Genomic DNA, 26,273 nt, shown 5'->3' with positions numbered 1-26,273 from the left:
GCAACTTTATGCGTTATTGAGATTAGTAATAAAATGATTACAAAACTATTTATCTATTCCCAATGAATATTGATGACTCAAGGATTAATTTGTTGTCAGATGATTAATTGAAGGCAGCATAACCAAAGGTGGCGTTAAAAGTCCGACACCAAATTACTGCACTGGCAAAATCTGCAACCTTGATATTCTCGGAGATGTCATAGCGTTGACTACCAGAGGTTTTTTGTAAACGCCCCAAACTGACGTACTCTTTTTCAGTGATGCCGTAAATTTTGGGTTGCTGTTGGCGATGTAAAATAACTAACAAGTCTGGGCCGCTATCGGTTTTGAAGTTTTGATCAAATTCTAAAAAGGTTTTACCATTTTCGGTAATGATGCGGGCATTACCTTGAGTAATATGTTCTCCTTTGACAAAGTTACCGGATTTGACAACTGTATTTGGGGTTGCAGTTGTGGAAGTTGTGGTTTCTGTGGTTTGAACGCTTTTTACACCTGGAATTGTAGAATTTTCGGTCGGTTTTGTCTGTACTTGTGTTGTACAACCCATAATCGCTACAGTTGCCAAACTCAAAATTAGTAATTGTCGGTGCATCGCGCCAAAGCCTCCCAATTTTCATCGAAACATGAGCGCAGTTTGTAAGTACTGCGCTCAATTTTTTGTATTTTTTCATGTAGTCATGATTGCAACTTACCATGAAGTTACTATTAACTACACTGAAAGTAGCTGTAAACCCTGAAAATTTAGCAAGTTTTTATAAACTGCCTCGAAAATTTTATTTGCTTGTTAGAGAATTTACAGTGGTAGGCGGGGAAACATGGGAGCTAACCACAGTTGAATCTGTACATCCCAACCCAAGAGAATAGCGATCGCAGATGCGGCTACTAAAACACCACCGACTCTATGTAACATTTCACTGCGCGATCGCAACCCTAGCAAATATTGGCTGGCATAACGCCCAGCATAAGCGATCGCTAATAACGGTAACGCAGCCCCCACACCAAACGCCAATAAAAGTGCAAATGTCCCAAAAACTTCATGCTTGCTGGCTGCCAAAATTAAAATGCTCCCCAATACAGGCCCAGCACAAGGAGTCCACAATAAACCAAGCTGAGTGCCTAACCAAAACTCTCCTGCCAATCCTACCCCTGTGTTTCTTTTAATTCTGCCTAATTGCAAATAACTCAGCAGCAAATAACTCCACTTGGGAAAGATTGCTAACACACCCATGAACAATAAAATAAATATCCCCACATAGCGCAGAGTATTAGCCAACCCAGCTAACCAACTGCTGGCAATTCCTAGCAAACTCCCGGCTGTGGCAAATCCAGCCACTAAACCCGCTACTAAGGCTACAGGCCCATAACGGTGGGTAGAAAGCGATCGCCCCACTAACACGGGCAAAACCGGTAAAACACAAGGTGACAGTACCGTTAACGCCCCCGCCAAAACTGCTAACCCGGCCGATAGGGAAGTGATTGCCATCTCAACCTATCCTAAAAGCTGACGGATCATTTGTTCTGTATCGGAATAAGCACCTTCACCGATGTGATCGTAACGAATTACCCCTTGGCGGTCTGCTAAAAACAAATGCGGCCAGTATTCGTTTTTATAAGCATTCCAAGTTTGAAATTCGTTGTCTATTGGCACTGCATAGTTAATTTTGTGCTTTTTCAAAGCTTGTTTGACGTTGTTGACCACTTTTTCATAAGCAAACTCTGGTGTGTGGACACCAACAACTTTCAAGCCTTTATCGGCATATTCTTGATGCCAACGGGTCACGTAAGGCAGGGTACGCTGACAGTTAATGCAAGCAAATGTCCAAAACTGCACTAACACCACACTACCTTTGAGGTCAGCAGTGGTTAAGGGTGAAGAGTTGAGCCACTGAGAAATGCCTTGGAATTCTGGGAGCAGTTTTGCATCAGGAGGTAAGGCGGCGGTAGTATTTTGCGCTGGAGTACTAGAGTTAGCAGACGGAGCAACGGTTTTAGGTGTAGAAATAATGCTTTTCTCAGAACATCCAGATGCGATCGCCACTCCACCTGCTCCTATCGCTCCTAACCCCAGATAGGTAAGCAGTCGGCGACGCTTGATGAAATGTCTATCCATAAAGCAATCCTTGTGATTATGAAGATATAGTTGAATACTTTTTGGTCTCGGATAATTACGGAGATACCGAAACAACTTTTCGGAGAAAAGGGTGCGTAGATAACGCACCCATAAATAGATTAATTGCTTTGGTAATTTTTACCTGTGTTGACAAAGTTTTCCAACTTTAAAATTCAACGTATAAAAAATTACCTACTTTACATCAACGATTTTCCAGAACGGTTACAAAAAGTTTTTCAGCAATGCTTGTATGCACAAGTGGCTTCAGGATACAAACTTCTTAATTTAAAGATGTAAAAACTGTTGTTTTAGTCAATGTATCCTCACCGACGCAAACATTAGGGTGTGCTGGTTGGTGCTGGTTTAGCCCCATCTTCTTTCTTCATAGCGTCGCCATCTTTCTTCATAGCGTCGCCATCTTTCTTCATAGCGTCGCCATCTTTCTTCATAGCGTCGCCGTCTTTCTTCATAGCGTCACCATCTTTCTTCATAGCGTCGCCGTCTTTCTTCATAGCGCCGCCTTCGTTCTTCATAGCGTCGCCACCAGTATTAGAAGCAGGAGCAGCCGTAGGTGAACCTGAACCACCTGTATCACTAGCGCCAGAGCAAGCAACTAAGCTACCAACCAATGCAAGACTCGCAATCACACCAACAAATTTTAACTTCATCATCTTTTGGAACCCCTTAAAAGTCTTACTAAATAAATAGACAAGGATCATCCTGTATAATCATACGGATGCAGCCAGATTTTGATAACAAATTAACTTTTTTTTTTAATTACTTTGCAAAAATTAATTTTACTTAACTATCTGACTTCATCTTTTGATTGAGAAATGTCTATTGATTAGTACACTAATATCGTTGGAGATTACGCAAAAAGTCAAGACTTCCAGATATATTGTATGATTTACGCTCCAAGTTTTGGCTGTTGAGAATGGGCGTAAGGGTGCAAGGGTGAAGGGGTTTAAGGGTTTTGAATACTACACCGTTCGACTGATGCTCACAGCAAAGCATTTTTACCCTTCTCTACACCCTGTCCTAAAAACTTAGTTTACGCGATGTGCGACTTATTCTTGAAACCCCTCTCCAAACCTCTCCCCGAAACGGAGAGAGGCTTTGAATCTTGTTCCCCTTCCCTGGTAGGGAAGGGGTTGGGGGTTAGGTTTGAGAGAAAGTCGCACACGGCGTTAGTTTTTCAGTACTCATACTAAGTTGCGTTCAGAAATAGTACTCCTACTCCCTACTCCCTACTCCCTACTCCCTACTCCCTACTCCCTACTCCCTACTCCCTACTCCCTACTCCCAGCCCAAATTACTATCTTTGATTGCAACTTGGTATCAGCAATCTTCCTTCAATCGGGTTTTTGGGAACTACTGCACTCATAGTATCGTCACAGCTACCAACAAAAACCCGATTTTTGGGGTTAAGGGAATTTATAAATCGGTTTTGATTTTGATTTTACCAACGGCTCTACCAACTTTCTCCCATGTTCTCGCTGTTTCTACGTCTTGCCAATTAGTTCTCAAATGTTCGGCTTTCTCGTAACAGACCTGCGAAAGTATACTAAGCACACCAGATAAACTCATATTCTCAATCATTATCTCTATGTCGCTTTTGTCGTACATTTTTACAACTCCGAAGCAAAAATTTTTGAAACAGCTTTGATATAAGTAATCATCTACCAAATTTGGTAGTGATAATACTTGGAATTGCACTATCTCGTCATGCGGCAATGGGATGAATTAAAAATTACACGGGGTATAGGCAAGATATACCTCTGATGGATGGGTGAGTGCTGAGTGCTGAGTGCTGAGTAGTAACCCAGTCTAATCTGGTGCTTCAACCATAAATAACTTCTGCTTCGACTGCGTTCTGTCACCAGGGTGTAGGTATCCAAAACTCTTACACCCTTACCCCCTTAAACCCCTACACCCCTAACTTTTACGCCCGACTTCAACAAACATCATCCTTAGCTTGCAGAAGTTGATACTGTCGCCATTTTTCTTGTTGACGGACTCGTTTTTCTTCCGTTAGTTGCTCAAAACAGTAGGGACAAGAAATACCCTCTTCATACTGAGGCGAGGCTTTATCTTTGTCAGAAATTGGATGTCCACAACAAAAGCACAATTCATGGCTACCAATTTCCAAACCATGACTCACAGCTACTCGCTCATCAAAGACAAAGCATTCACCTTCCCATAAGCTTTCGGTGGCGGGAATTTCTTCTAAGTATTTTAAAATGCCACCTTTGAGGTGATAAACTTCGCTAAATCCTTGAGCAAGCATAAAAGACGAAGCTTTTTCGCAGCGAATCCCCCCCGTACAAAACAAAGCTACTTTTTTGTGTTGATTTGGGTCGAGGTGATGCTGGACATATTCTGGGAACTCTCGAAAAGATTGTGTGTGGGGGTTCTCCGCGCCTTGAAAAGTTCCAATTCTGACTTCATAATCGTTGCGCGTATCAATTACTGTCACTTCTGGGTCAGAAATTAATTCATTCCATTCGGCTGGAGTGACGTAAATACCTACTTGTTGATTGGGGTCAACTTCTGGCAAACCTAAAGTTACAATTTCCGACTTTAAACGCACCTTCATTCGTTCAAAAGGTGGGTTTTGAGCGTAAGATTCTTTGTATTCTAAATCTGCTAAACGGCGATCGCTACCTAGATAGGCAAAAACAGCATCAATTCCTTGACGCGAACCCGCAATTGTGCCGTTGATACCTTCTGCTGCTAACAAAATTGTCCCTTTAATACCTTGTGCTGAACAGAAAGACAGTAAGGGTTCTTGTTTCTCGGCAAAGTCAGGCAAACTGACAAATTTATAAAATGCTGCAACAATTTGGGTATTTTCTTGGTTCATCCCTTTGGAAATGGAACAATCTTCAGGTACAATATTTTTAATTGTACGGGGGTTTAGCTCAGTTGGTAGAGCGCCTGCTTTGCAAGCAGGATGTCAGCGGTTCGAGTCCGCTAACCTCCATTTTTAATCATGGGTGTGAGGGTGTAGGGTTTTGAATACCTACTATCTACTCCCTACAACATCCAATATTCCTTGATCGCCGTCTAATATGACTTCTACACCCACTGGTAAAGCTGCATTTTCTTCGCCGTGACCAAAGGGTAAATCTGAGATAATGGGAATGCCTAAATCACCCAAGCGATCACGCAATACTTCTTCCACACTAAAGCTAGGGACATTGGCGGGAGGTTCGCAGCGAGTGAAGCCGCCTAGAACTATTCCCCGCACTTTAGATAAAACTCCACTCAATCGCCACTGGGTTAGCATCCGGTCAATCCGATATGGTGCTTCGGTGACATCTTCAAAAGCCAAAATCACATCTGTAAAATCAGGTTGCAGTGGTGTACCTAAAAGATGAGTTGCAACTGTCAAATTACCCGGAAGCAAAATTCCCGATACCACTCCCCCACCCCAACCACGGCCTTTAAGGGAGTTTATCTGTTTTCTGGCTACCCAATTTAATAGTCGTTCTCTTGACCAATCTGGTTCATTAGCAAATGTGGTCAATACAGGCGCATGAACGCTAGAAATTCCGACATTAAACAAGCTCCACAACAAAGCCGTAATATCCGAAAATCCAATTAACCATTTTGGCGTTGTTGAGTGACTCTGCCAATCCCAACTTTCTAAAATGCGGGTGCTACCAAAACCACCTCTAGCGCAGAGAATCCCACGACAATCAGGATCACACCAAGCTGCGGCTAGTTGATGACGGCGGATTTCGTCTTTATCCGCGAGATAGCCCCAACTTTGCTCAATATTCGGACTAATTTCCACACGATAACCGTGCGATCGCCAAATTTCTATACTCTGATTAAAAGCATCAAATTCTCGCAAAGCACCACTTGGCGCAATTACACGCAATAAGTCTCCAGGTTTTAAGGGTGCAGGTACAATTGCTGATTTCATCAATAGATTTTTCAGTAGTGATAATTCAATAATTCACAAGACTCCAACTATATACTTTACGCGATGTGCGACTTATTCTTGAAACCCCTCTCCAAACCTCTCCCCGAAACGGAGAGAGGCTTTGAATCTTGCTCCCCTTCCCTGGTAGGGAAGGGGTTGGGGGTTAGGTTTGAGAGAAAGTCGCACACGGCGTTACTTTAGTCTTGACAATGTACACTCATATAGGAATCCGGTTTGATTTCTGAATTTATTTGTGTAGGTAGGGAATGGGGAGTCGGGAGTAGGAAAGAAGCCTGATCTGAGTGTACTGATTTTTTTCATAAATCAAATATGAGTCCCATAGGATTTCACGACAAAAACAGAGTCATGAGAGAAATGATAAATTCAGATTGATTTTGTCTGTCAGAGCGATCGCCCTGTAAAACTAGGTAAATTAACAGAATTTTAAATCTTAATTTATTATCGGAATTTGGGAAAACTAAATACGGCAATACTGGCTTTTTTCGTACCTGAATTTGTAACCATAGTTCAGGGCGAAGCTGGGAAATATCACCCAAAAATGCAAAGGATTGATTTTATGCTTGCTATACATAGCATGACAAATACTCATGAGCTTAATCTGCGATTAGAGTCAACCTTGCAAGAATTACCAATGTGGCAAATTCAGGTTGAATTAGATTGTCCTGGAGATGAGCTAATTAGACTTTTTAGTCAAGAACCTTTACTTCCAGGGATTATTTTGACTAAAAACCAAAGTTTTCGAGGCATGATTTCGCGGCAAAAGTTTTTTGAGAATATGAGCCGTCCCTATAGTTTTGGATTATTTTCGCGCCGACCAATTGAAAATTTATATAACTTTCTTCAGCCAGATTTATTAATGATTCCTGGAGAAACGACAGTTGTAGAAGCGACTCAGAAAGCATTACAAAGATCCTTACACATTGCTTATGAACCAATTCTAGTAGCAGCTACATCAGAAAAGTATGGTCTTATTGATTTTCATCAATTACTTTTAGCCTATTCTCAAATTTATGCCTTAACTTTAACTCATCTCCAGTTTGCGGAGGAACAATCACAACTTGCTAAAGCTGGTTTTCAAGATTTGCAAAATAACTATACTCGTTTATTGCAAAATGAAAAAATGGCAGCATTAGGACAATTAGTAGCTGGTATCGCTCACGAAATTAACAATCCTATCAACTTTATTGCAGGCAATCTTGTTCATGCTGTTGGTTATACTCAAGATTTACTGGAACTAATTTGTTTGTATCAACAAAAGTATCCAGAGCCAGCCAAAAAAATTAAACATAAGATTTCCGATATAGATTTAGAGTATATTGCATCTGATTTTCCAAATTTGTTGGTATCAATGAAATTAGGTTGCGATCGCATTCGGCAAATTGTCCAATCTTTACGCAATTTTTCTCGCCTTGATGAAGCTGAGAAAAAAATAGTTGATATTCATGAAGGGATTGATAGTACACTGTTAATTTTATCTAGTCGCCTCAAAGAAGAAATCAATGGTAAACAAATTAGCATTATCAAAGAGTATGGTCAAATTCCACCCATAGAGTGTTACGCTGGACTACTCAATCAGGTTTTTATGAATATTTTGTCTAATGCTATTGATGCAATACAAGAGGCAATTGTCAAAAATTCAGAATTAAATTCTCACAATTCTAGCTTATTAAACAAACCAGCTATTTGGATTCGTACAGAATTGACTGATGATCATCAAGTCAACATTCGGATAATTGATAATGGTACAGGGATTCCTGAAGAAATCCAAAAACATTTATTCGACCCATTTTTTACGACTAAACCAGTTGGTAAAGGTACAGGTTTAGGATTATCGATTAGCTACCAAATTGTTGTGGAAAAGCATGGTGGACAATTACAGTGTTTATCTACAATAGGCAAAGGAACTGAATTTATCATTCAAATCCCTGTACGACTGTCATCAGATGTGAAACATAACATATAGGACTCGTATTTGATTTGGGAAAAAAACTCAGTACACTCAGATCAGGCTTATTTCCTACTCCCAACTCCCTATTCCCTATTCCCTACCTACACAAATAAATTCAGAAATCAAACCGGATTCCTATACATACTTGCCAATCTTAATCAAATCATGGCAGTATAACTCTGCACGTACTCATCACAGTAGTCATATTTGTTCTTTTGAAAAAAATTTTATGAGCAAAAAATTGAAAGTTAGCCTCGTCGTGCTTGCAGCTTTGGGAAATTTGGCTTTGCCATTGATGGCTAGGGCTAGTTTTAACGGGAATCTCACTGTAGAAATTGATGGCTTAAAAAATACAGAGGGGCAAGTTTGCGCCAGTATATTTGCCAGTAGTCAAGGATTTCCGAGCGATCGCGATCGCGTTTTAGAAAGACAATGTACTAAAATCACAGAAAAATCTGTCACCATCACTTTTAGCAACTTAAAAGCAGGTAACTATGCCGTCGCTGTGATGCACGATGAAAATAACGATTTTACTGTAAATCGCAGTGACATAGGTTTTCCCCTGGAAGGTTTTGGATTTTCGCAAAACCCAGAAATTCGTAATCGAGCGCCCAAATTTGATGAAGCGGCGGTTCTAGTTGCAGGTGCGAATACAGATATCAAAATTTATCTGAAATATTTATAAGCCTGATTTCCCAGAATCTTTTGGAACATCTTCTGGTAGATTTGGTTGAACCGCCAAGCCACGCATTCGCTTCATCTGAGTTAACGCATACTTTGCGGTTGCTTGTACTTCTGCATCTGGATCTTCGAGAGCGTGGCTTAATATCTGACTCATTTGCGCCATCGTATCGTAGACACGGGTTAAGTCACGGATGGCGTTTTGTCTTACTTGGGGACTGTCATCTTGCAAAGAGACAGCCAAAGCCCGGTTAATTGGTTTAAGAACACGGGTGCTAATTTCGGACAACGCCGCCAAAATTAAGCTGCGTTGCTGAGAGTCAGCATCAATCATTAAGTCTACTAAAGGTTGAATAGCGCGAGAATCACCTTGCTGTCCTAAGTCCCAAATTGCTTTGCGCCGCTTGGTTGGGTCGCTGCTGTGTAAATCTTTAATTAATTCATCAACAATATTCAGCTTGGCTAAACGAGAAGTTTTTTCGACTGGGATAATTGCTGCTGGTACTGCTGATGTCGTTTCTGGTGCGGTAGTTTCTGGAGTAGTTGTTGAGCTTTCCAATTCTGGCGGTGGTTCAGGAACTGACTCTTCATCTGCTGGACTCAAGGCGGGTAGTGGAGAGTCTTCTGGTAGTTGGGCTTGCTTGGACTGACGCAACCTTTTTAAGAAAAACAGCAGTAACCCAAGACTGCCAAAAATTCCCACTCCGAGCAATGACCACCAAATAAAATCTTTTTTCTTGGACTTGGCTGGAGGCTTAGGTTGAGTATCTGGGGTGGGTGATGCCACAATTGGCGAAGTGGGAAACGGATTTTGTGAAACAGTGGCATATTTCAGACTCATCTGAGTTGTTTGGTCAGCAACGCCATCTGTTCTTTTTAAAACCTTGGTTTTTTGAAATTGAGATACAGCCAGTTGGGTACTAGAACCGTAAGCTCCATCTATCGCCCCTTTGTAAAGCCCTAAACCTTGCAATTGAGATTGTAATTTTTGTACTTCCAGCCCCTGACTACCCAGTGTCAAAACCGCCTGCTTGGTGGGCTGAGGGGAATTGAATTGGGCAATTTTTGGGTATGTAGGGTTAGATGTGGCTGTACTTGGACGGTTGGGGTAAAAACCCAGACTAGTCAACCAGATGAATACCAGGATAGAGGAAGGACATCGCCTCATATTGCAAGCTTTAGCCTGAAGGTAATTTTGAAATTATCCATACCACAATAGCCTCTATTATGTCTAAATGTTAAGTATGGTTAACAGACTTTTGTGATTATTTATTCTTCCCCAGTACTTGAGCTATGTAAACAAATTAGGGTAAAGTTTCCGCTTCAGGTTCTCTCACCTTGAGAGAAACGGAATTGAGCTTTTTTGATGATACTTCTAAAACTTGTGGCTGTTGTGTCGTAGTTGTTTCGGTGACATTGAGAGTTTGCTTTTGTCCGGCTAGGTTATCTCGCTGATTAATTAGGTAGATGCTGATTAATGTTAGCGCAACGCCTATCCATTGCAACGGACTGAGAATTTCAGAGAGGAAGAGATTACCAAATAGTAGGGCAAAGACTGGTGTGAGAAACGTCAGGGAGCTGAGGCTAGTTAAACTACCACTAGAAGCAAAATAAAAGAATAAAGCATAAGCGATCGCACTACCAAATACTGTGGCATATCCCAACGCCAGCCAATCGGGTGTGACAATATTCTGCCATTGCTGAGATTCTGTTAAAGCCGACACTCCCCACAATGGCAAACCACCAATAATCATGTGCCAGCCAGTAGCACTTACCGGGTCAGCATAACGTGTCACAAATCTAATTAACACTGTCCCAATAGCCATCGACAGCGCCGCTAACAGCATTAACCATTCACCACTAGCAAATAAATCTTGCCAATTACCAATGGTGATATTTCCTTGCGTACCCAGCAAATGAAAAATCCACTCATCCGGTAAGCCAATTAAGCTAATACCTGTGACTCCTAAACCCAGTCCTAACCATCCCCAAAAACCAATATGTTCTTGAAATAGCCACAGCGATAATAAAGCCACTGCTAAAGGTTGGGAATCAATCATCACCGATCCTAACCCGGCACTGGTTCGCACCAAACCCTCTGCTAAAAAGCCTTGGAATAACGTCCCATCAACCAACCCAAATAAAGAAATCCATAACCAGGCTTTCCAACCCTGTGGCTGGGGTCTACCCATCAGTGCGGCTGCGACCAAAATTAACACTCCGGCTGGTAACAAGCGCACACCCGCCATGAATAGTGGTGTGGTGTGGGGAATAACACCTTTCATAGCGACCATTGCTGTTCCCCAGAGGAAAAACGGCGCAATTAACAACAGAGGTGCGAAGGGTAGACGAGATGCACTGAGTTTCAGTTGCATGGATTTGCTGAGACCTTTAGTTCAGATGAGCAGAGATGGCTTTAACCAATTCTACCCAATTGTGTCTTTTTGTGAAGGAAATAATACTTAGGTTTGGTGAGTTGGGAGTTGGGAGTGGGGAGTAGCTGACAGGTGTAGGTTTTTTACGTTATGTTCCAAAAACCTTGATTTAGGGTGTATGGGTGTAGGGGTGTGAGGGGGATAGAACTCTGATTAAATCGTGATTTTTAGAGTCGCTACTCATCACTTTGTTAAAAACCTACACTTGTGAGGTGAGGAGTAGGGAGTAATGAGTGATGAGTTGAGTAATGATTACCTATTCTGTATGGAGATGCGTCGAATGATGTAACGAACCGCTAAGGACGCAAAGTACACAAAGAAACTTAATGAGTAATGAGTATTTACTCCCCACTCCCTACTCCCTACTCCCTACTCCCTTACTTCTTCCTAATAAATGTTCGCCTACGCGCAAAGCATTAGCCATAATTGTGAGAGATGGGTTAACAGCAGCACTAGAAGGGAAAAAGCTGCCATCAACAACATAGAGATTATCAATATCGTGGGTACGGCAATTAATATCTAAGACAGAGGTTTGGGGATTTTCACCAAAACGACAAGTACCGCATTGATGACCAACAGCATCTAAGCCGAGATGTTGAGTGATATGTAATGAAAAATGCTGATTTTCTGTAGCTTGGTCAAGGGATTTTAAAGTTTTAATCCAGCGTTGAATTAAGCGATTAAAAGCTATTTGATTGTTATTTTGATAGTTAATCACAATTTTATCGCCTTGCACAGATATCCGATTATTTGCATCAGGTAAATCTTCATTCATTACCCACCAAGCTAGAGAATGATTCGCTATTTTTTCGGCAACAATATTGGGCATTAATGGCGGCCCATAGGCAATAATTCTATCTTTATGGATGTTACCCAGTGATTGGATGCTACCCATTGGATAGGGAAAATCATGTTCGCCCCAATAAAAATCAGTTAGTGCTAAAGTTTTAGGGAAAATTGTTTGGTTTGGTTTTGTGCTTAAAGTCATAACGACTGCACAATTATGTACCATATAATTTCGCCCTACAAGTTGTGAACTATTAGCTAAACCTTGGGGGTGTTTATCGTTAGCAGATTTGAGTAATAATGCGGCAGAATTAATTGCACCTCCAGCCACAATCACAATATTGCCAGAAAAGATTTGCGGCTGTCCTTGAATTTCTGCTTCTACTTTTGTGATTTCTTGTCCTGATGCGCTAGTGTGTAAGCGAACAACTTTGGCTTGAGTAATTAGTTTGACATTATTATAGGCGATCGCTGGACGCATCCCATTAACTTCCGCATCACCTTTAGCATGAACCATGCAGGGAAAACCATCACAAGTATCACAACGAATGCAAGCACTTAAATGACGGTTGACTTCGTTGAGTTTAATGGCGAGAGGTAAATAAAATGGATGTAAACCTTGATTTTTTAGTCCTAAATATAGTTCTTGAACATAAGGTTCATGACTAATAGCAGGAAAGGGATAATCACAATTGGTTGCTGGTTCTGTCGGGTCTAAACCGCGATTTCCATGTACTTCGTAAAGTTTTTCTGCTTGGTCGTAATAAGGGGCAAAGTCTTTATATCTTAATGGCCATGCAGGGGAAATTCCGCCTTGATGAATTACTTCTTCAAAGTCTCGTTCGCGTAATCTAAACAACGCACCGCCATAAAATTTTGTATTACCACCTACATAATAATGTGCGGCTGGATTGATTTGTTTATTTTCTTGGTCATACCAAATATCGTTAGTACGGTAGTAGCTTTTTTGCAATACTTGTTTTGTGTCCCAGTTATTCTTTTCTCTAGGTAAGAAAGTACCTTGTTCTAAAACTAAAATTTTCTTACCGCTAGGGGCTAACTTGTATGCTAAAGTTCCACCACCAGCCCCAGTGCCGATGATGATAAAATCATAATGATTATTCGACATTGATATTTAAACCTGTTAATTAAATAAGAATGGAGAAGTTAGAATTTAGGAACGATGCCCTGAGATTGTCGAAGGGTAACAGGACTTACGCAAGATTATGAAAAAACGAACCGCAAAGGGCGCAAAGGACACGAAGCTATAAGAATCTGAGAGAGTTATTGCGTAAGTCATAGGTAAGACTCTTCACTAATTTAAGACCAGTAAATCGCAGATTTACTATGATGTTTCACCGTTTATTTATCCGACAGTTATATAGAATTTAATTCTGACTCCTGACTTCTGAATGCTTTTATCAAACTCGCATTTGCTTTTCAGCACAAGTTTTGTTGAGTTTAGTGACACCTATCCATTTAAAAACTAAGTCACCAAATTTGGGAAAAAGCTGGAAATTAGAAAATAAAAGTTTGGAAACAAAGCCATCTAAAATTACTTCGGCTTGATTTTGCTTGATGGCGTTTAAAATTGCGATCGCAACTTCTTGTGGTGGTGCAACACGGGCTAAACTAGGCGCAGGTACTCCCAAAGCTGAAAACATCCCCGTTTCCGTATATCCAGGACAAACTACCGACACACCAACATTTGTCTCAGCTAACTCTTGGCGTAAAGCATCAGTCCACATAATCAAACCTGCTTTACTAGCTGAATAAATACTGTTGTATGGCATTCCTTTTTTACCAGAACCAGATGCAATATTCACAATATGACCACTATTTCGCGCTAACATACTTGGTAAAATCAAGCGTGTTAATTCCATACCCGCAACTAAATTTGTGGTCAAAATAGACTGAATATCTTGGAGAGTATAGTCCTGGAAGGGTCGATATTTTTCAACAGCAGCGTTATTAATTAAAATATCAATTTGACCTGCGACTTGATTAATTTGATGTAATAAAATTGGTAATTCTGTTACTTGGCTAATATCAAATTCAATGCCAATTCCTCTACCACCCAAAGCCGCTATTTCTGTACAGATTTCATCCAACTTTGCTTGGGAACGAGAAACAGCAATGATGGTCGCTTTCTCTTTTACTAAAGCACGCGCAATAAATGAACCAATACCACCCGATGCTCCGGTTAAAAGTACTGTTTTACCCGCTATTGATGTCATATCAATTCTGAGGAATAAGGTGAATTGTTAAAGTTGTTTGTTGCTAATGAGACGTAGTAGATATTTGACCTTGACAACAATTTGGCAACCTGCGATCAATTTTTGCAAGCTGATAATTTAAGACTCAATTTTGTTTTATAGAACACTTTTTTCGATGATTAATAATGCTGAAATACTAGTTTTTCAGGTTTTAAATGTAGCGCAACCCCTGTTGAATTTTAACTTGAAATGACTTTATACAGGAGATTAATTTTTAATTTACTATATTTTAAAAATTGCGATCGCAATTTTTATTTTTTCTTTAGAAAATAATTGTGTTTTGAACCCGCGTAGGCGGGTTTAGTTTGTATAGCCCCAGACTTCAGTCTGAGGGCTACGTGCTGAGGATGTCTAGCCTCTACAACCGATAGCCAACACTGAAGTAAAAACCATCATCTTGGGCGTTGCTTCCCCGGTCATCTAGGTCTATCAAAGGATACCCATAATCAAGTTTGATATCAAGCTGTGGTATGGGTTGAAATAATACGCCCAGTCCAATACCGGCAATGAATTTTTGTTGTTGTAAGGTATTTGGATTATCATCCACATTCCAGACATAAGCCATATCAAAGAAAGGCGAAACTTGCAGTGTGGAATTACCAGACGCATCGCGTTGAACTGTCAGGCGGTTTTCGACGGTGAGGCGCACACCGTTATCACCAGCGCGGACGTTTTGACGATAACCGCGTACTGACTGACCACCACCGACTACAAATTGCTGGGCGGGTAACAAAGCATTGGGGGTTAGTTGTAATTCTGCTTGGGCGACTAATACACTATCTGTACTCAGGCGTTGGACTCGTTGGGCTTGTGCTAACCAGCTAAAAAACTGTCCGTCGGGGATAGGGCTGGGATTGCTGGTAGCATCAAATATACCAAGACCGAAACTAAATAGCGATCGCAATGCCCAAGCACCATTTAGATCCCGCACCACATAATCTTGACCAAACTTAATTACACGGGTGCGACTGTTCCCGTCGTCATCTGGCCCAAAACCAAAGGGTGTCGGCCCTGCAAAGGTAAAGGTTTGACCATTCTGCACCGCAAAACCTAAAGATAAGGCAAATTCTTCACGGGGTGTTCTAATTAGTGGTTGTCTAAAACTAATTTCGTAGAGTTGAGATTCTCCTCTGATATCGAAACCCGCAAATGGTTCTTCGACAACATTCGTATCATTGAATGAGGTTCGCAGTTGTAAAGTCCCATCCATCGGGTTCAGTGGTAGGCGATAATTAAAATCAAAAATATTTGCGCCTCCCCTAGTGGTTAAATAATAAGCCGCACTAAATTCATCGCCCAGCCCAGAGAGGTTGCGGTAACTAGCATTCACACCCAATCTTTCCGAACCAATGCTAGGAGGAGAATAATTATCAACAGTCAAAGCTGCATTAAAGGGTTGTGCTTCCGTAACACGCACTATCAAAATACTTTGACCAACACCACTACCCGCCCTTAAACTAGCTTCAACGTTAGAAAATAAAGGATCAGCCCGGAGTAATCTTAATTGGTCTTCTAATGCAGCAGTTAAAAGCGGTTTACCTGTACCTAATGCTACACGACTACGCACATATTCAGGATTTAACCGTTTTGTACCTTGAATTTCGATTTTTTCGATTGTCCCTTCAATGACGCGAATTTCTACTATTCCATTGTTAACGGTTTGGTCTACCAAAATTGCCCTAGAAGTAATGTAGCCTTGGTTAAGGTACAGTTGGGTGATAGCATCCGCCGCTTTACGTAGTTCTTCAACTGTGACTTCCCGCCCTTCTAAAGTCTGAATAATTGATTGGAATCTCTCTGGAGGGAAAATTGTACTCCCGGTAACATTGATTTTCTCTACTTTTATCGTTTGCGAACTTTCTGGGGGTGGAGTTTCCGGCGTTGGGGTTGGTGTTGGTTGTATAGGGGGTTGTGATTCTGGCGGTAAGGGTTCTGGCGTTGTTCCTGGCTGGGGAAAGCGGTCTTGATTGGGGTTTCCTTGGGGATTTGGTGCTTGTGCTAAGGATGGCGAAGCTAAAATAACACAAGCACAACTAAAAATCAGGCTGATAGATAGCCAATGTATGTGTTTTTTGAATGACCCAAAATAAACGGTAGATTTTAAATTAGACATTTTAAATTTTGGTTATAAAAAATCACTCCTATGTAAGATTTATTGTTTCTGGTTTTGCTATTTTATGTATCTTTTTTATTATTTTTTAATGTAATTCTCCAATTAAATTAAATCCTGCCCAATCTTTGGGATTAGGGTACTGCTTCATAGTGGCTAACATCGCCTTTTGTAATGCTTGGGCTTTATTCGGGTTTTGCTTTAACTGACGATAAAATTCAGTAGTTAACACAGATGTTGGTGTATCTGGTGCTGCCCATTGCGAGACAATCACACTAGGTACGCCCGATGTCATCAATGCTAACGATAAACCCAGTAAGCCGTTACCTATGCTACCATGTCCAGGCTCACCAGCACTGACAAAAGCTAACCTAGCGCGTAAACGTTTACCTTTTGGTTGGTTATATAAATTCAGAATTTCGCTGGCGGTGAGGAGTCCGTTATTTTCTCCAGCTAATGCAACTCCGCCAGGTATACCTTGTCTTTTGATATCATCTAATACACCATAAGTTGCTAAATGAATGATTTTAGCTTTGGGTAATAAAGGAAGTATTGCGGCTTTACTTGCTTGACTACCAATGAAAGCTTTGGTTTTAAATAAATCAGCAACAGCTAAAGCTTCTTGTTCGGAATTTATTAGTTGTGGTAAAGGTTGGGGTGCTTGATTAATTGCGCGGGAAATTTTTGGCATGGTAGGATTACCCACAACCACAACTTTACTTCCGCCTGTTCTACCTCGTTGTTCTTTAGCTAACTGCAAGATTTGAATTGCTGGTACAGTTGAAATTGGGTGTTTTTCAATTAAATATTTACCAGAAATATCAATTAAAGCGGAGAAAGGCACAAATAATAATTCATCTTGGGGGATAAAAATTATTTGGGCTTGTGGATTTTCTGGTAATAAATCAGCAATGGGTTTAATTAATAGTTGATGTAATTGTAATAACGGATTGACAAACTTTTGGGTTTGTTTCTCTTGACTATTCACACCCAGGTATTTAGGAACACTAGCAACTATTTCAGGAATGGAATTAGTGGAAGTGAAGGTATTTTCTGGTGTGGGTTTGACCTTGCGGAAGGTAATTTTTCCTGTTGGCTGAATTACCCAAATATATAAGCCATCATCAGGAATAATAGAATATTTGACTAAAGTAGCTTTTTGTGATTTAGCAATTTTTTGAATATCAATAATTGTCGGTAAAATAATTGACTTGTGTGCAGTTTTTAAATTATTATCTTTAGCTTCAGAAGCTAACCGCATTCCCATTAATTGTAAGAATGTCATAATACTGCCTTGTTCAGCTATTTCTAAGGCGGCTTCTGGCTGATTTTGGGTAATTAAAACTTGTTGTAGTAAGCGATAGGTATTGTTTTGTTCCGCAGCGTAATCAATTGTGTTAGCTAAATCTAAACGTAACGATGTCCAAGTTTTAATACTTGTTTGCAGTGTCGTTTTAGCTTCATCGAATTTGTTTGAGTTGAGATATACAAAGGCTAAGTTATTTAAAGCTGTACCTTGAGTGTAATTATCTTTATTTGCTTTAGCAGAGTTTAATTGTTCTTGATATAATGCGATCGCTTGCTCGTATTCTTTGGCAAAAGTGTAAGCGCGTCCTAGTTGTCGGATGACTTCAGATTTTTGTGTTTTATCGGTAAGTTGTAGCTGTTGTTGATAAAAAGCGATCGCAGCTTGAAAGTCACCTTGAGTTTGATAGGTTTCGGCTAGTTGTTTAAAGGTCAGACTGACGATGGTACTATTATTTAATTGCTGGGCTAATTTTAACTGTTGTTGAGAAGTTGCGATCGCCTGGGTAAATTGCCCTAATTTACGATAAGTTGCAGCGAGGTTTTGTAAAGAATCAATTTGCAGTTGATAGTTATTATTATCCTTGGCGGTTGTAAATTGTTGGGAATAAAAAGCAATCGCTTGTTTATACTCAGTCGCCGCATCATGATCTAAACCAACATTACCTAAAAAAGCTGCTTCTCTGTCGGGATTACCAATTTCTTTTTTAAGTGCTGCGGCTTGTGTTTGATATTTTTTCGCTAACTTTTCATCGCCCAGGGTAATATATGTATTGCTGAGATGTTCAAAAATTTGTACTGTCAGCGATTGATTAGGAAAATTTTGCGTTAGTTGTAAACTTTGGTTGTAATAGTTAATCGCAGTTCTATATCTACCGAGAGTAAAGTAAGCGTCACCGAGGCGAAATAAAGCTGTGGCTTCTCCGGTGCGATCGCCTGTTATTTGATATAGTTTGAGTGATTCTTGTAAGGATGCTAAGGCTGACTTAAATTGTCCGTTTGTGAGTTGTCTATTACCGAGGTTTAAGAGTAAGTTGGCGCGATATTGTTGTGCGTCTAATGGTTTGGCGGGAAGGGGGGAGAGGAGGAGGAGAGTTATTGTTAATAATAATAGATGGGGTTTCATGATTTTTTTATCTCACGCAGAGACGCATACTTCGACTTCGCTCAGTAACCAGAGGCGCAGAGAGGAAATTGAGAGATGAGTTTTAATCAAATCCTGGGGGGAGTTCTAAGGGTGAGAGTTTATCTGGTTGAGAAGGTGTGGGAGAGTTAGGATTAGGTGCGGTGTTGTTGGTTGGAGATGGTGAGGTTCCGGGAGAAGTTCCGGGGGGTTGGGTTGTTGGGGGTGTGGGTGGGGTGGGAATTTCTGGTTTTGCGCCTTCTAATTGTGGTAGTTGTGGTTGATTGGCTGCGGAATTAGGTGGTAAAAAAGTTTCGATGGTGACGGAACGAGTTACTTTTTCACCAGTGGAATTAGTGACTTGTAAAGTGATGGTTTCGCTACCGGGTTGTTGATTAACTGGGTAAGGTATTGTACCGTTACGGGGGATGTCTCCGGGTGCGGGAAGAAGTTCGACTTTAATGTTATTACTACCTTCGACTTTCCAAGATAAGTTGAGAGGTTTGTTAGGTTTAAGGGGATTAATTACTATAGGATATTTTGGTAGTGGGTTGTTACCATCAATTTTAAATTCGAGAATTTTGCTTGGTAGAGGTTGGACTTTTACTAAGTCTGTTTTTTGAGTAATACTTGGTTTATCTGTGTCGGTTTTGGTAAATACTTGCAGTTCAAATATATAGTCGCCTGCGCCGCGATTGTTAGCAGGAATTTTACGACAATTTAGTTGATTATCTTGTTGTTTACAAAAGGCTTTGATAATGTCGGGGATGCCTTGAGTAACATTATAAGTTTGCAGTGGACTGTTGACTAAATTTTCTAGCGATCGCCCAATTACTCGTAATTCTTTGATTTTATCTAAATCGTTAATTTTCCAGTTGAGGCGAATGGTATCTGGACTAATTTTGGTAGTGCTAGGTTTAACTTCTTGGTAAACAGATTGTGCTGGGGAAAATTCTAAAATTTGCGGTGGGGGAATGGGGACAATTTTAATCGTATTGGTTTTAATTGTGTCGGCTGGTAAGTCGGGATTATTATTAGCAAATGCTTGTAGTTGAAAAGTATATTCTCCTGGTTTACGCGCATCTGTGGGTACATTAGAACAAGTTAACACTGCACCCATTTGACAAAATGGTTGTAGTTCTTGGGGAAGTTTACCGTTAAAGGTATAAATTATTGGTTGTACCGCCGCCGTACCATCAGCAAATAAGCCAGTTAAAGATATAGTTTGCAATTTTTTGGGGTGGCGAATTTGCCAACTTAGGCGAATAAAATCATTGTTGGATGCTTGATAAGTAGCGTCGGATGAGAGAAATTGCAAAATTTTAGGAACTGCTGGGGGACGGAATAACCACAGCCAAATCAAAAATGCGATCGCACCGATAATTCCTAAAGCCGTCAACAATACGAGTAAAAATTGCCACCACGGACGCGGTTCCCAAATTAAGCTTCCCGGTAACGCTGGGTTTGGTAAAGGGAATTGTTGCTGATCTGTTAATTCAATGCGAAAATTCAGCAATCTTCCCGCGCCGAACATGGGACGATACCACCATTTCACAGGTGTGACTGTCACTTGGGTTGCAGCTTTTTCCCCTGGTAATACACGTAAAACCGTTGGCGAAGTTACGTAAGTACACACCTGATCTTCATCGACAGGAACCGCCTCACAAGTAATTTCCCTGACAGTATTACCCGCATTCGTGAATTTAACTTCAAAAGTTCCGCCTTTGCGTCTCACTCGATTTACCACAATCAGCATTTCTGCATTCAGCAGGTAAGACGGTAAAATTTCCCAGTAAATTACATCCAACAACATCAAATCGGGATTATTCGCCGAATACAAGCGGATGCTGGGGTAATAAAGTCCGGCGTTTGCGCCTAGTGGTGGTTGAAACTGGAGTAAGATTTCTCCTTTCTCGCCAGGGTTGAGATTCAAACCCATATTCGGGATGACAAGTCCGGCGGTTTCCAAGCCTTCGGGATAGCGGATACTCACCCATTCTTCGGGTAAATCAAGACAACTGAGGCGAAATCTGTCTACCCTATCCGAACGGTTGTGGACATTAACATTAACTTGCAAGATTCCGCCTGGGGGAATTTTGGCAGGCGATCGCGAACTTGTTAAAGGTAGTAAGCTAAAAGTTGGGTCACTAACTCTAACTACCGTTTCAATTGCTGGTAAAACCTGAATTTTTGCCCCATGTCGAATTGGCGTATCTTCAGGATAATGTAGCGGCGCATCAACAACAATTGCATAGTTATAAGTGCTGGGAATTGCTGTTACAGGTACTTGAAATTCAAATAACACCTCACCCACAGAATTTGGACTCAGTGCTAACCTTTGCTTTGGTGCATCACACCATTGAATTAATTGCGGCGATAATTCATCAATAAAAATATCAATTAAGGCACTTTCTTGACCTTTATTAGTAACCGTTACATTCAGGTCAAATTTTCCCCCAGCCTGGACTGCATAATCACCAGAAGGATTAAAAATAATCGCCAGAGGATTTCCCGGCGCAAGAGTTTGTTGCAGATTTTGTTGTTGAATACCGCGTTTTGCTGCCAAATTAACGCGATATTTCACCTCACCACCAGTTAAGATTTGCTGGACAAAACCTTCGTCAACTAATTCATCTAATAAAGCTAAAGTTGCTTGTTGATTTAAATCTAAATGAATTGAGACTTGGGTGAGGGTAACGCTATCAGGATGCTTAATTAACCACTGGACAATTTTGCGCTGCTGTAGGGGTAACAGTAACACATCTGCCATACTCAAACCGAGTTGGGAATTACTAGTTCTTGAATTTATGGCAGTCATGTTTACCCCCAAAAAGTTAAAAGTAAAAAGGTAAAAGTAAAAAAGATTTTAACTACGTCTATTAGTTTTCATCATTATTGTTTACAACCAACATTTTTATTTAAATCTCTAATATCTAACCTGACTTTATGATCATCATTACCACTAATAATCAAAATTTTATTCTTCACAACTTTCACATCTACACTATTAAATCGTTGTTTTTCTTTACGTATTTCTTGACCAACAGGAGAAATTCTTCTACCTTCTTGAGTTAAAGACCATAGCATAACGCGATTATCATCACCACCACTAGCTAAATAACAACCATCTCGACTCAACGCCACAGAACGCACTGCTTTCTCACCATGACCATCAGACCATTTCTCTAAAATTTGACATTGATTGTTACTATTTTTTAAACATTGGTTCATATCCCATAATGTAATTTGTCCCCTATTATCGGCTGTTGCTAATAAATGTGGTTTGTAATCAGGACTATCCATACTGACAATATAATCGTTTTGGCTACCTGGGCGATTATAGGGAATTTTCCATAATTTATCTTTGGTAAAATTCCAGATAGCTAAATTGTTATATCTCCCAGCAATGACTAAATTTTGTTTATCATGTCCAACAGTAGCAAGAGCATATACAGGAAAGTTGAAATTCTTACTATTAATCGGGTTAGTCATAGTTTTCTCATCATCTAACAATGCGCTATTTACATCCCATTGCGCCACTACACCACTACCATGACCGCTAAATAAAAAGTGAGAATCTTGGCTAAATTCTAAGCTTAAAACCCGGTCTGATTTCTCACCTTCAAGTGAAAAAGTTGCTTTTGGTTTTTTTGTCCCACCAAGTACATCCCAAATTTGGATTTCTCCGTTTTCTAAACCTGCGGCGACTACATCATTACTCACAGGTTTATAGCGGACAATTCGCACAGATTTACCAATCTTTTTAGCCATTCTGCCATCATCTTGGTTAATCAATGGATTAGTAAAACCTGCAATATTCCATCTAATAATACTTTGGTCTTGGGAACTACTCACAGCGCGATCGCCTACTCCATTAAACTGTACAAATGTCACAGCATCACGATGACCAAACAACGGATTATTCGGATTTAACCATGATATATACCAAAGTAAATATAGTAAGAGACATCCTAAGCCCATCTGTAGCCAAGGATGTAAAATTGGATGAATAATGAGTTGTAAATATTGATTCTCATTATTAATATTGACGCGGTTATTTGGTACAATAGCCTTAACTTTAAATGCCCGTTTTTCCTTCCACCCTAACCACCACCGCCGCTTACTAATTAATAGTTGTAAATTCTTAACTTCTCCCGGATTTAATTCTACAAATTCTGGCTGAACATCCCAAAAGCATTTCCGCTTATTTTCCTCATCTTCTTTAACTTCAATACTTACCTTTTGAGTTATATTGCTGTGATTTTGGCATTCAAGTTGGTAAGTAGTATAGTTAATTTTTAATTGTGGTAGCCAAGGACGAGATGCAGGTATTTGTTGTTTTTCTGGTGTGCATTGAAAATCAACAAACCCTGCTGGAGTAACATTAACTACGCCTTCTCGACTACTAGATGGAAGTCCATTCGGATAATTAGCCTCAATGGTAAAAGGATATGCTTGACTTGGTACTTCTTCAGCAATTGGTAACTGACATAAAAATGAAGTTTCTGCTTTATTGCCTGGTGGAACTGGTAATAGTTTTTCATCGCCATTAATAAACCATTGGGGTTTAAGTCCAATCGGTTTTAAAGAAACACTCGCAGGTAGCTGACTAGGATTAAAAACTCGTACTGGAATCTCAATTGTTCCCTGTGGTTGAGTTGTAAATTCTCTTATTGGTAACTCAACCTGCATCGGTACAGCACCAACACCTGCTTCAACTATTAACCGCAGCAATTGTCTGTCTTCATCCCGCAATTCTAGCGAAAAAATTCGCACAATCAAGTTCATTTTGCCGATAAAACCGGCAACAGGTGTATTAGTAATTGTGACTTCAAATTTTGTACTATCTCCTGGTGGATTTTTCGCGCTCACCGCAGGTTTAATACTGTACCAATTAGTCCCCAAACTTTCACCACCACCAGCCGCAATGATTTCGATTTGAAAAGAAGCGAACTGATTGCTTTCATTCACTACAGTCACTTCAAAAAAAGCTGGTGAACCACCCGGTTGAAAGTTCAATACTTGTGTAGAAATTTTAGTATTAACGAGATTAACTGCCATATATAAAGTGCTGAGTTAAAAGTGCTGAGTGCTGAGTATTTAAAACTTTGCGATACTTTGCGTTAAAAAATTATTCCAACTTATTAAAAATGCTTTTTAATGGATCAGGCTTACTTGAAACAGGAATCGCAGTTTGTTGCCGTAATTGCGTCATTCGCTTACGCTTCCAAGCAAAATTGAGAATATTAATGCCTAATTCTTGGGCGGTGCGAATTGTTTCTCGTGGTAAAGTTAATTTTTCATCTAATCCCCAAGCTAGGGATAAATCACCAATAACTAAAACAATGCCACCTGCAACTAAAATTTGCAGAGGCTTTTGATTAATAGCTGGTAAAGCAGCAAATAAAAACGGTTGTGTTCTTAATGGATGATGTTTATCAAGTCGGCGTAAATCTTCTAAAGGTGTGGCTAAACTTTCAGTAATTTCTAAAACGCTTTCTAATCTATCAACTGCATCGGTAGGCGCTTCTACTAATAAAACTCCCCCACTATCTAGATAGCTTTTGAGATTAGCTAATTCTTGCACATTTAAAATTAACGGTTCACTACCAGTAATAAATAGCAAATCATAATTAATTGCTATCGTTGGGTCTAAAAGTGGAAAACTTAAACGAGCAATTTGCTCATCTCCTTGAAGGGTACAGGTTAGACTTTCGGTATATCTTAATAAAGAAGCGAGATTTGCAAAACTACTGCCTTCCTTAGTTTCCTGACTATCAAGATGCGCCGCGCGTACCACAGCAGTTGGACGCGATCGCGCAATTTTCCGATAACGAAAATCCAAACTATTCAAACTCGGATAAAATACATCTGGGGGATTTTCTAAAGTTACTAATCCCGGCTGTAATAAAATTCGGCATAACTCCACCTCAAACACATCAGGCGGCGTTGTTTTTTCATCAATGCGAAAAGTTTCTGTTTCAAATTCACTTACTTGTTTGCGTTGTAAAGTATCTGGGTCTACATAACGCACAACTAAATAAATTAATCTGGGTTTTTCTTCCGTAATATCAGCCGAGATATGAAAGTCTATCGGTTGCGGAACCACAATCGGATTCCCATTCACATCAATAGCAATTCCTGGCTGAATTTGTAACCATCGCCCATCGTTATATTGTGATGGTACATCCTTCGGCGCAGGAATCAAACTCACACCCAAACCTTCAACTATTCCCGGTTCATTAAGTGATTGATAATGAATATTTTGTCGCTGACGGTGATAATCATGCGATCGCTTCCACCGTTCAGCGTTAATTAATAAACCATCTTGAATTTGTAGTCGTTCTAGGGGGTGAATTTCCATAATTAGGGAGTAGGGAGTAGGGGTGTGGTTCGGCTACTTCGGCTGCGCTCAGTACAAGTTCGCTCACCAACCTTGGGTTTAGGGGGAAAAACCAATGACAAAGGACAAATGACTATTGACCATTAGTTATTGACTCATCTATATAAAGTTCATAAGTACAAAAAGCGGGTTTTTCTTGGTCGATAATGTGGCGGACTAATTGTTCATCTACCTGATCTGGGCGTTGGGGACGAAGGCGCACGATAAAATGATACGGACGACCGCCGCCAATCATCGCATCTTCGCCTAGGCGTGTATTTCCTAAAACAAAACCTTCGCCGCGAATTTCTTCAATACAAATATGTTTATCAACTTCTCTAGTAATATGTTCATCTAAAGGTAAATCTGTATAAAGATGTATATATAAACGCAAACCTCTACGTGTTCCCCGCCAGCGATAAAGCTCAACCGCCGAACGAATTAAAGAACGTTGTCGTTCGATAGTCCAACGGCGGTCAACAGGCCAAGCTACCCAGTGCGCGAGAAAAGGTAATAATGTTTGCGGTGCGGTCATGGGGTCTAAATAAGCCCACAACACATCCAGCGTTTGCACTGAGGGTTCAAAAGCCTGTTCAAAAATCTTCAAGAAGCGACTAATAAAATCAACTTCTCGATAAACCGCAGGTAAAAACTTAGGATAGAGACTGCGGGGACGGACATATAAATTTAAACCAGCCGTTTCAACTAACTGTCTACCAGTCCCCTCCTCGCTGTAATTAACGTGAATGCGACTGTGATAATCCAATACCAAAGATTGACCAGCCGCCAACGCGGGAGTTTCAAAGAAATCGGCTGGAAGTTGGAAATATAACACCACATCCATCCGCGATCGCGGTGCGAGTTCATACCCCTCCATCCCAATGCGACACCACTCAGCCGGGAAATTCCCCTCCACCCGCACATTCAACCGCAGCATCCGACTACCCAAGTTTTCTAGCTGTAAAACTATTTCACTCGGTTCCGGCGGATGAACAACCAAATCACACCCAGCACGTACCGTCGTTTGACTACTAAGTGCTATTTGCGAAAAATCATCTGCACCCTTACCCACCGCCGACGTTTGAATGGCGTTAGGTAATTGCATTGATGTAAGTTGCAGGTGCAGAATTTGACTAGTCATAAAATATTTCTCATTTAAGATTTA

General features: G+C 40.4%; 19 protein-coding genes and 1 tRNA gene. 3 read left to right on the top strand and 17 right to left on the bottom strand.

Annotated features, from left to right (window positions below):
* Positions 1–103 precede the first annotated feature (103 nt).
* From H6G77_RS10730 to H6G77_RS10705, 6 genes are all read right to left on the bottom strand, one after another.
* Complete coding sequence (locus H6G77_RS10730) at positions 104–592, bottom strand: DM13 domain-containing protein (RefSeq protein ID WP_190590504.1); 489 nt, start codon at positions 590–592, stop codon at positions 104–106.
* A 201-nt stretch (positions 593–793) separates the two neighbouring features.
* Entirely contained in the window at positions 794–1,483 is a 690-nt protein-coding gene (locus H6G77_RS10725; RefSeq protein WP_190871548.1) for a cytochrome c biogenesis CcdA family protein, read from the bottom strand.
* A 6-nt stretch (positions 1,484–1,489) separates the two neighbouring features.
* Positions 1,490–2,110 (bottom strand): thioredoxin family protein, encoded by a 621-nt coding sequence (locus H6G77_RS10720; RefSeq protein WP_190871547.1) that lies wholly within the window; start codon positions 2,108–2,110, stop codon positions 1,490–1,492.
* 338 nt (positions 2,111–2,448) lie between these two features.
* A complete protein-coding gene (locus H6G77_RS10715) occupies positions 2,449–2,781 on the bottom strand; it encodes a pentapeptide MXKDX repeat protein (protein WP_242049185.1) in 333 nt (110 codons plus the stop codon).
* A gap of 763 nt (positions 2,782–3,544) precedes the next feature.
* On the bottom strand, positions 3,545–3,736 hold the full coding sequence (locus tag H6G77_RS10710; protein ID WP_062293044.1) for a hypothetical protein: 192 nt from the start codon (positions 3,734–3,736) through the stop codon (positions 3,545–3,547).
* 328 nt (positions 3,737–4,064) lie between these two features.
* Positions 4,065–4,973 (bottom strand): rhodanese-related sulfurtransferase, encoded by a 909-nt coding sequence (locus tag H6G77_RS10705; protein WP_190871546.1) that lies wholly within the window; start codon positions 4,971–4,973, stop codon positions 4,065–4,067.
* Positions 4,974–5,020: 47 nt separating this feature from the next.
* Between H6G77_RS10705 and H6G77_RS10700 the strand changes: the two genes are divergently transcribed.
* Positions 5,021–5,093 (top strand) — tRNA-Ala (locus H6G77_RS10700).
* A 42-nt stretch (positions 5,094–5,135) separates the two neighbouring features.
* On the opposite strand, the gene H6G77_RS10695 is transcribed toward H6G77_RS10700, so the two are convergent.
* The gene (locus H6G77_RS10695; RefSeq protein ID WP_190590508.1) at positions 5,136–6,041 is read right to left on the bottom strand and encodes an LD-carboxypeptidase; all 906 of its coding nucleotides are present in this window, start codon (positions 6,039–6,041) and stop codon (positions 5,136–5,138) included.
* A 577-nt stretch (positions 6,042–6,618) separates the two neighbouring features.
* Here H6G77_RS10695 and H6G77_RS10690 point away from each other — a divergent pair.
* Together H6G77_RS10690 and H6G77_RS10685 are read left to right on the top strand one after the other, a co-directional pair.
* Positions 6,619–8,025 carry an ATP-binding protein gene (locus H6G77_RS10690; protein WP_190871545.1) on the top strand — a complete coding sequence of 469 codons (1,407 nt, stop codon included), beginning with the start codon at positions 6,619–6,621 and terminating at the stop codon, positions 8,023–8,025.
* 214 nt (positions 8,026–8,239) lie between these two features.
* Positions 8,240–8,695, top strand: coding sequence for a DUF2141 domain-containing protein (locus H6G77_RS10685; RefSeq protein WP_190590510.1), 456 nt, complete (start codon positions 8,240–8,242; stop codon positions 8,693–8,695).
* Here the strand turns inward: H6G77_RS10685 and H6G77_RS10680 are convergent.
* The 10 genes from H6G77_RS10680 to H6G77_RS10635 form a co-directional block, all read right to left on the bottom strand.
* Positions 8,690–9,859, bottom strand: coding sequence for a peptidoglycan-binding protein (locus H6G77_RS10680; protein WP_190871544.1), 1,170 nt, complete (start codon positions 9,857–9,859; stop codon positions 8,690–8,692). The two genes, H6G77_RS10685 and H6G77_RS10680, sit on opposite strands and share 6 nt — an antisense overlap.
* A 136-nt stretch (positions 9,860–9,995) precedes the next feature.
* The gene (locus H6G77_RS10675) at positions 9,996–11,066 is read right to left on the bottom strand and encodes a DMT family transporter (protein WP_190871543.1); all 1,071 of its coding nucleotides are present in this window, start codon (positions 11,064–11,066) and stop codon (positions 9,996–9,998) included.
* Positions 11,067–11,481: 415 nt separating this feature from the next.
* Positions 11,482–13,041: a GMC oxidoreductase gene (locus H6G77_RS10670; RefSeq protein WP_190871542.1), complete on the bottom strand. Its 1,560-nt coding sequence runs from the start codon at positions 13,039–13,041 to the stop codon at positions 11,482–11,484.
* 292 nt (positions 13,042–13,333) lie between these two features.
* Positions 13,334–14,149, bottom strand: a complete 816-nt coding sequence (locus H6G77_RS10665) for an SDR family oxidoreductase (RefSeq protein ID WP_190590514.1) — start codon at positions 14,147–14,149, stop codon at positions 13,334–13,336.
* Between the two features lie 397 nt (positions 14,150–14,546).
* A complete protein-coding gene (locus tag H6G77_RS10660) occupies positions 14,547–16,301 on the bottom strand; it encodes a ShlB/FhaC/HecB family hemolysin secretion/activation protein (RefSeq protein WP_190871541.1) in 1,755 nt (584 codons plus the stop codon).
* Positions 16,302–16,386: 85 nt separating this feature from the next.
* Complete coding sequence (locus H6G77_RS10655; protein ID WP_190871540.1) at positions 16,387–18,729, bottom strand: CHAT domain-containing protein; 2,343 nt, start codon at positions 18,727–18,729, stop codon at positions 16,387–16,389.
* Positions 18,730–18,811: 82 nt separating this feature from the next.
* Positions 18,812–21,544: a hypothetical protein gene (locus tag H6G77_RS10650; protein WP_190871539.1), complete on the bottom strand. Its 2,733-nt coding sequence runs from the start codon at positions 21,542–21,544 to the stop codon at positions 18,812–18,814.
* Between the two features lie 74 nt (positions 21,545–21,618).
* Positions 21,619–23,787 carry a hypothetical protein gene (locus H6G77_RS10645; protein ID WP_190871538.1) on the bottom strand — a complete coding sequence of 723 codons (2,169 nt, stop codon included), beginning with the start codon at positions 23,785–23,787 and terminating at the stop codon, positions 21,619–21,621.
* A 70-nt stretch (positions 23,788–23,857) separates the two neighbouring features.
* Positions 23,858–25,090 (bottom strand): DUF4159 domain-containing protein, encoded by a 1,233-nt coding sequence (locus H6G77_RS10640; RefSeq protein ID WP_190871537.1) that lies wholly within the window; start codon positions 25,088–25,090, stop codon positions 23,858–23,860.
* Positions 25,091–25,202: 112 nt separating this feature from the next.
* On the bottom strand, positions 25,203–26,249 hold the full coding sequence (locus H6G77_RS10635) for a phage tail protein (protein ID WP_190871536.1): 1,047 nt from the start codon (positions 26,247–26,249) through the stop codon (positions 25,203–25,205).
* Positions 26,250–26,273: the final 24 nt, after the last annotated feature.

Origin of the sequence: Aulosira sp. FACHB-615 (assembly GCF_014698045.1) — a bacterium.
Taxonomy (GTDB): domain Bacteria; phylum Cyanobacteriota; class Cyanobacteriia; order Cyanobacteriales; family Nostocaceae; genus Nostoc_B.
The sequence above is the reverse complement of the archived record's forward strand: the minus strand, read 5'-3'. Positions and strand labels throughout refer to the sequence as shown.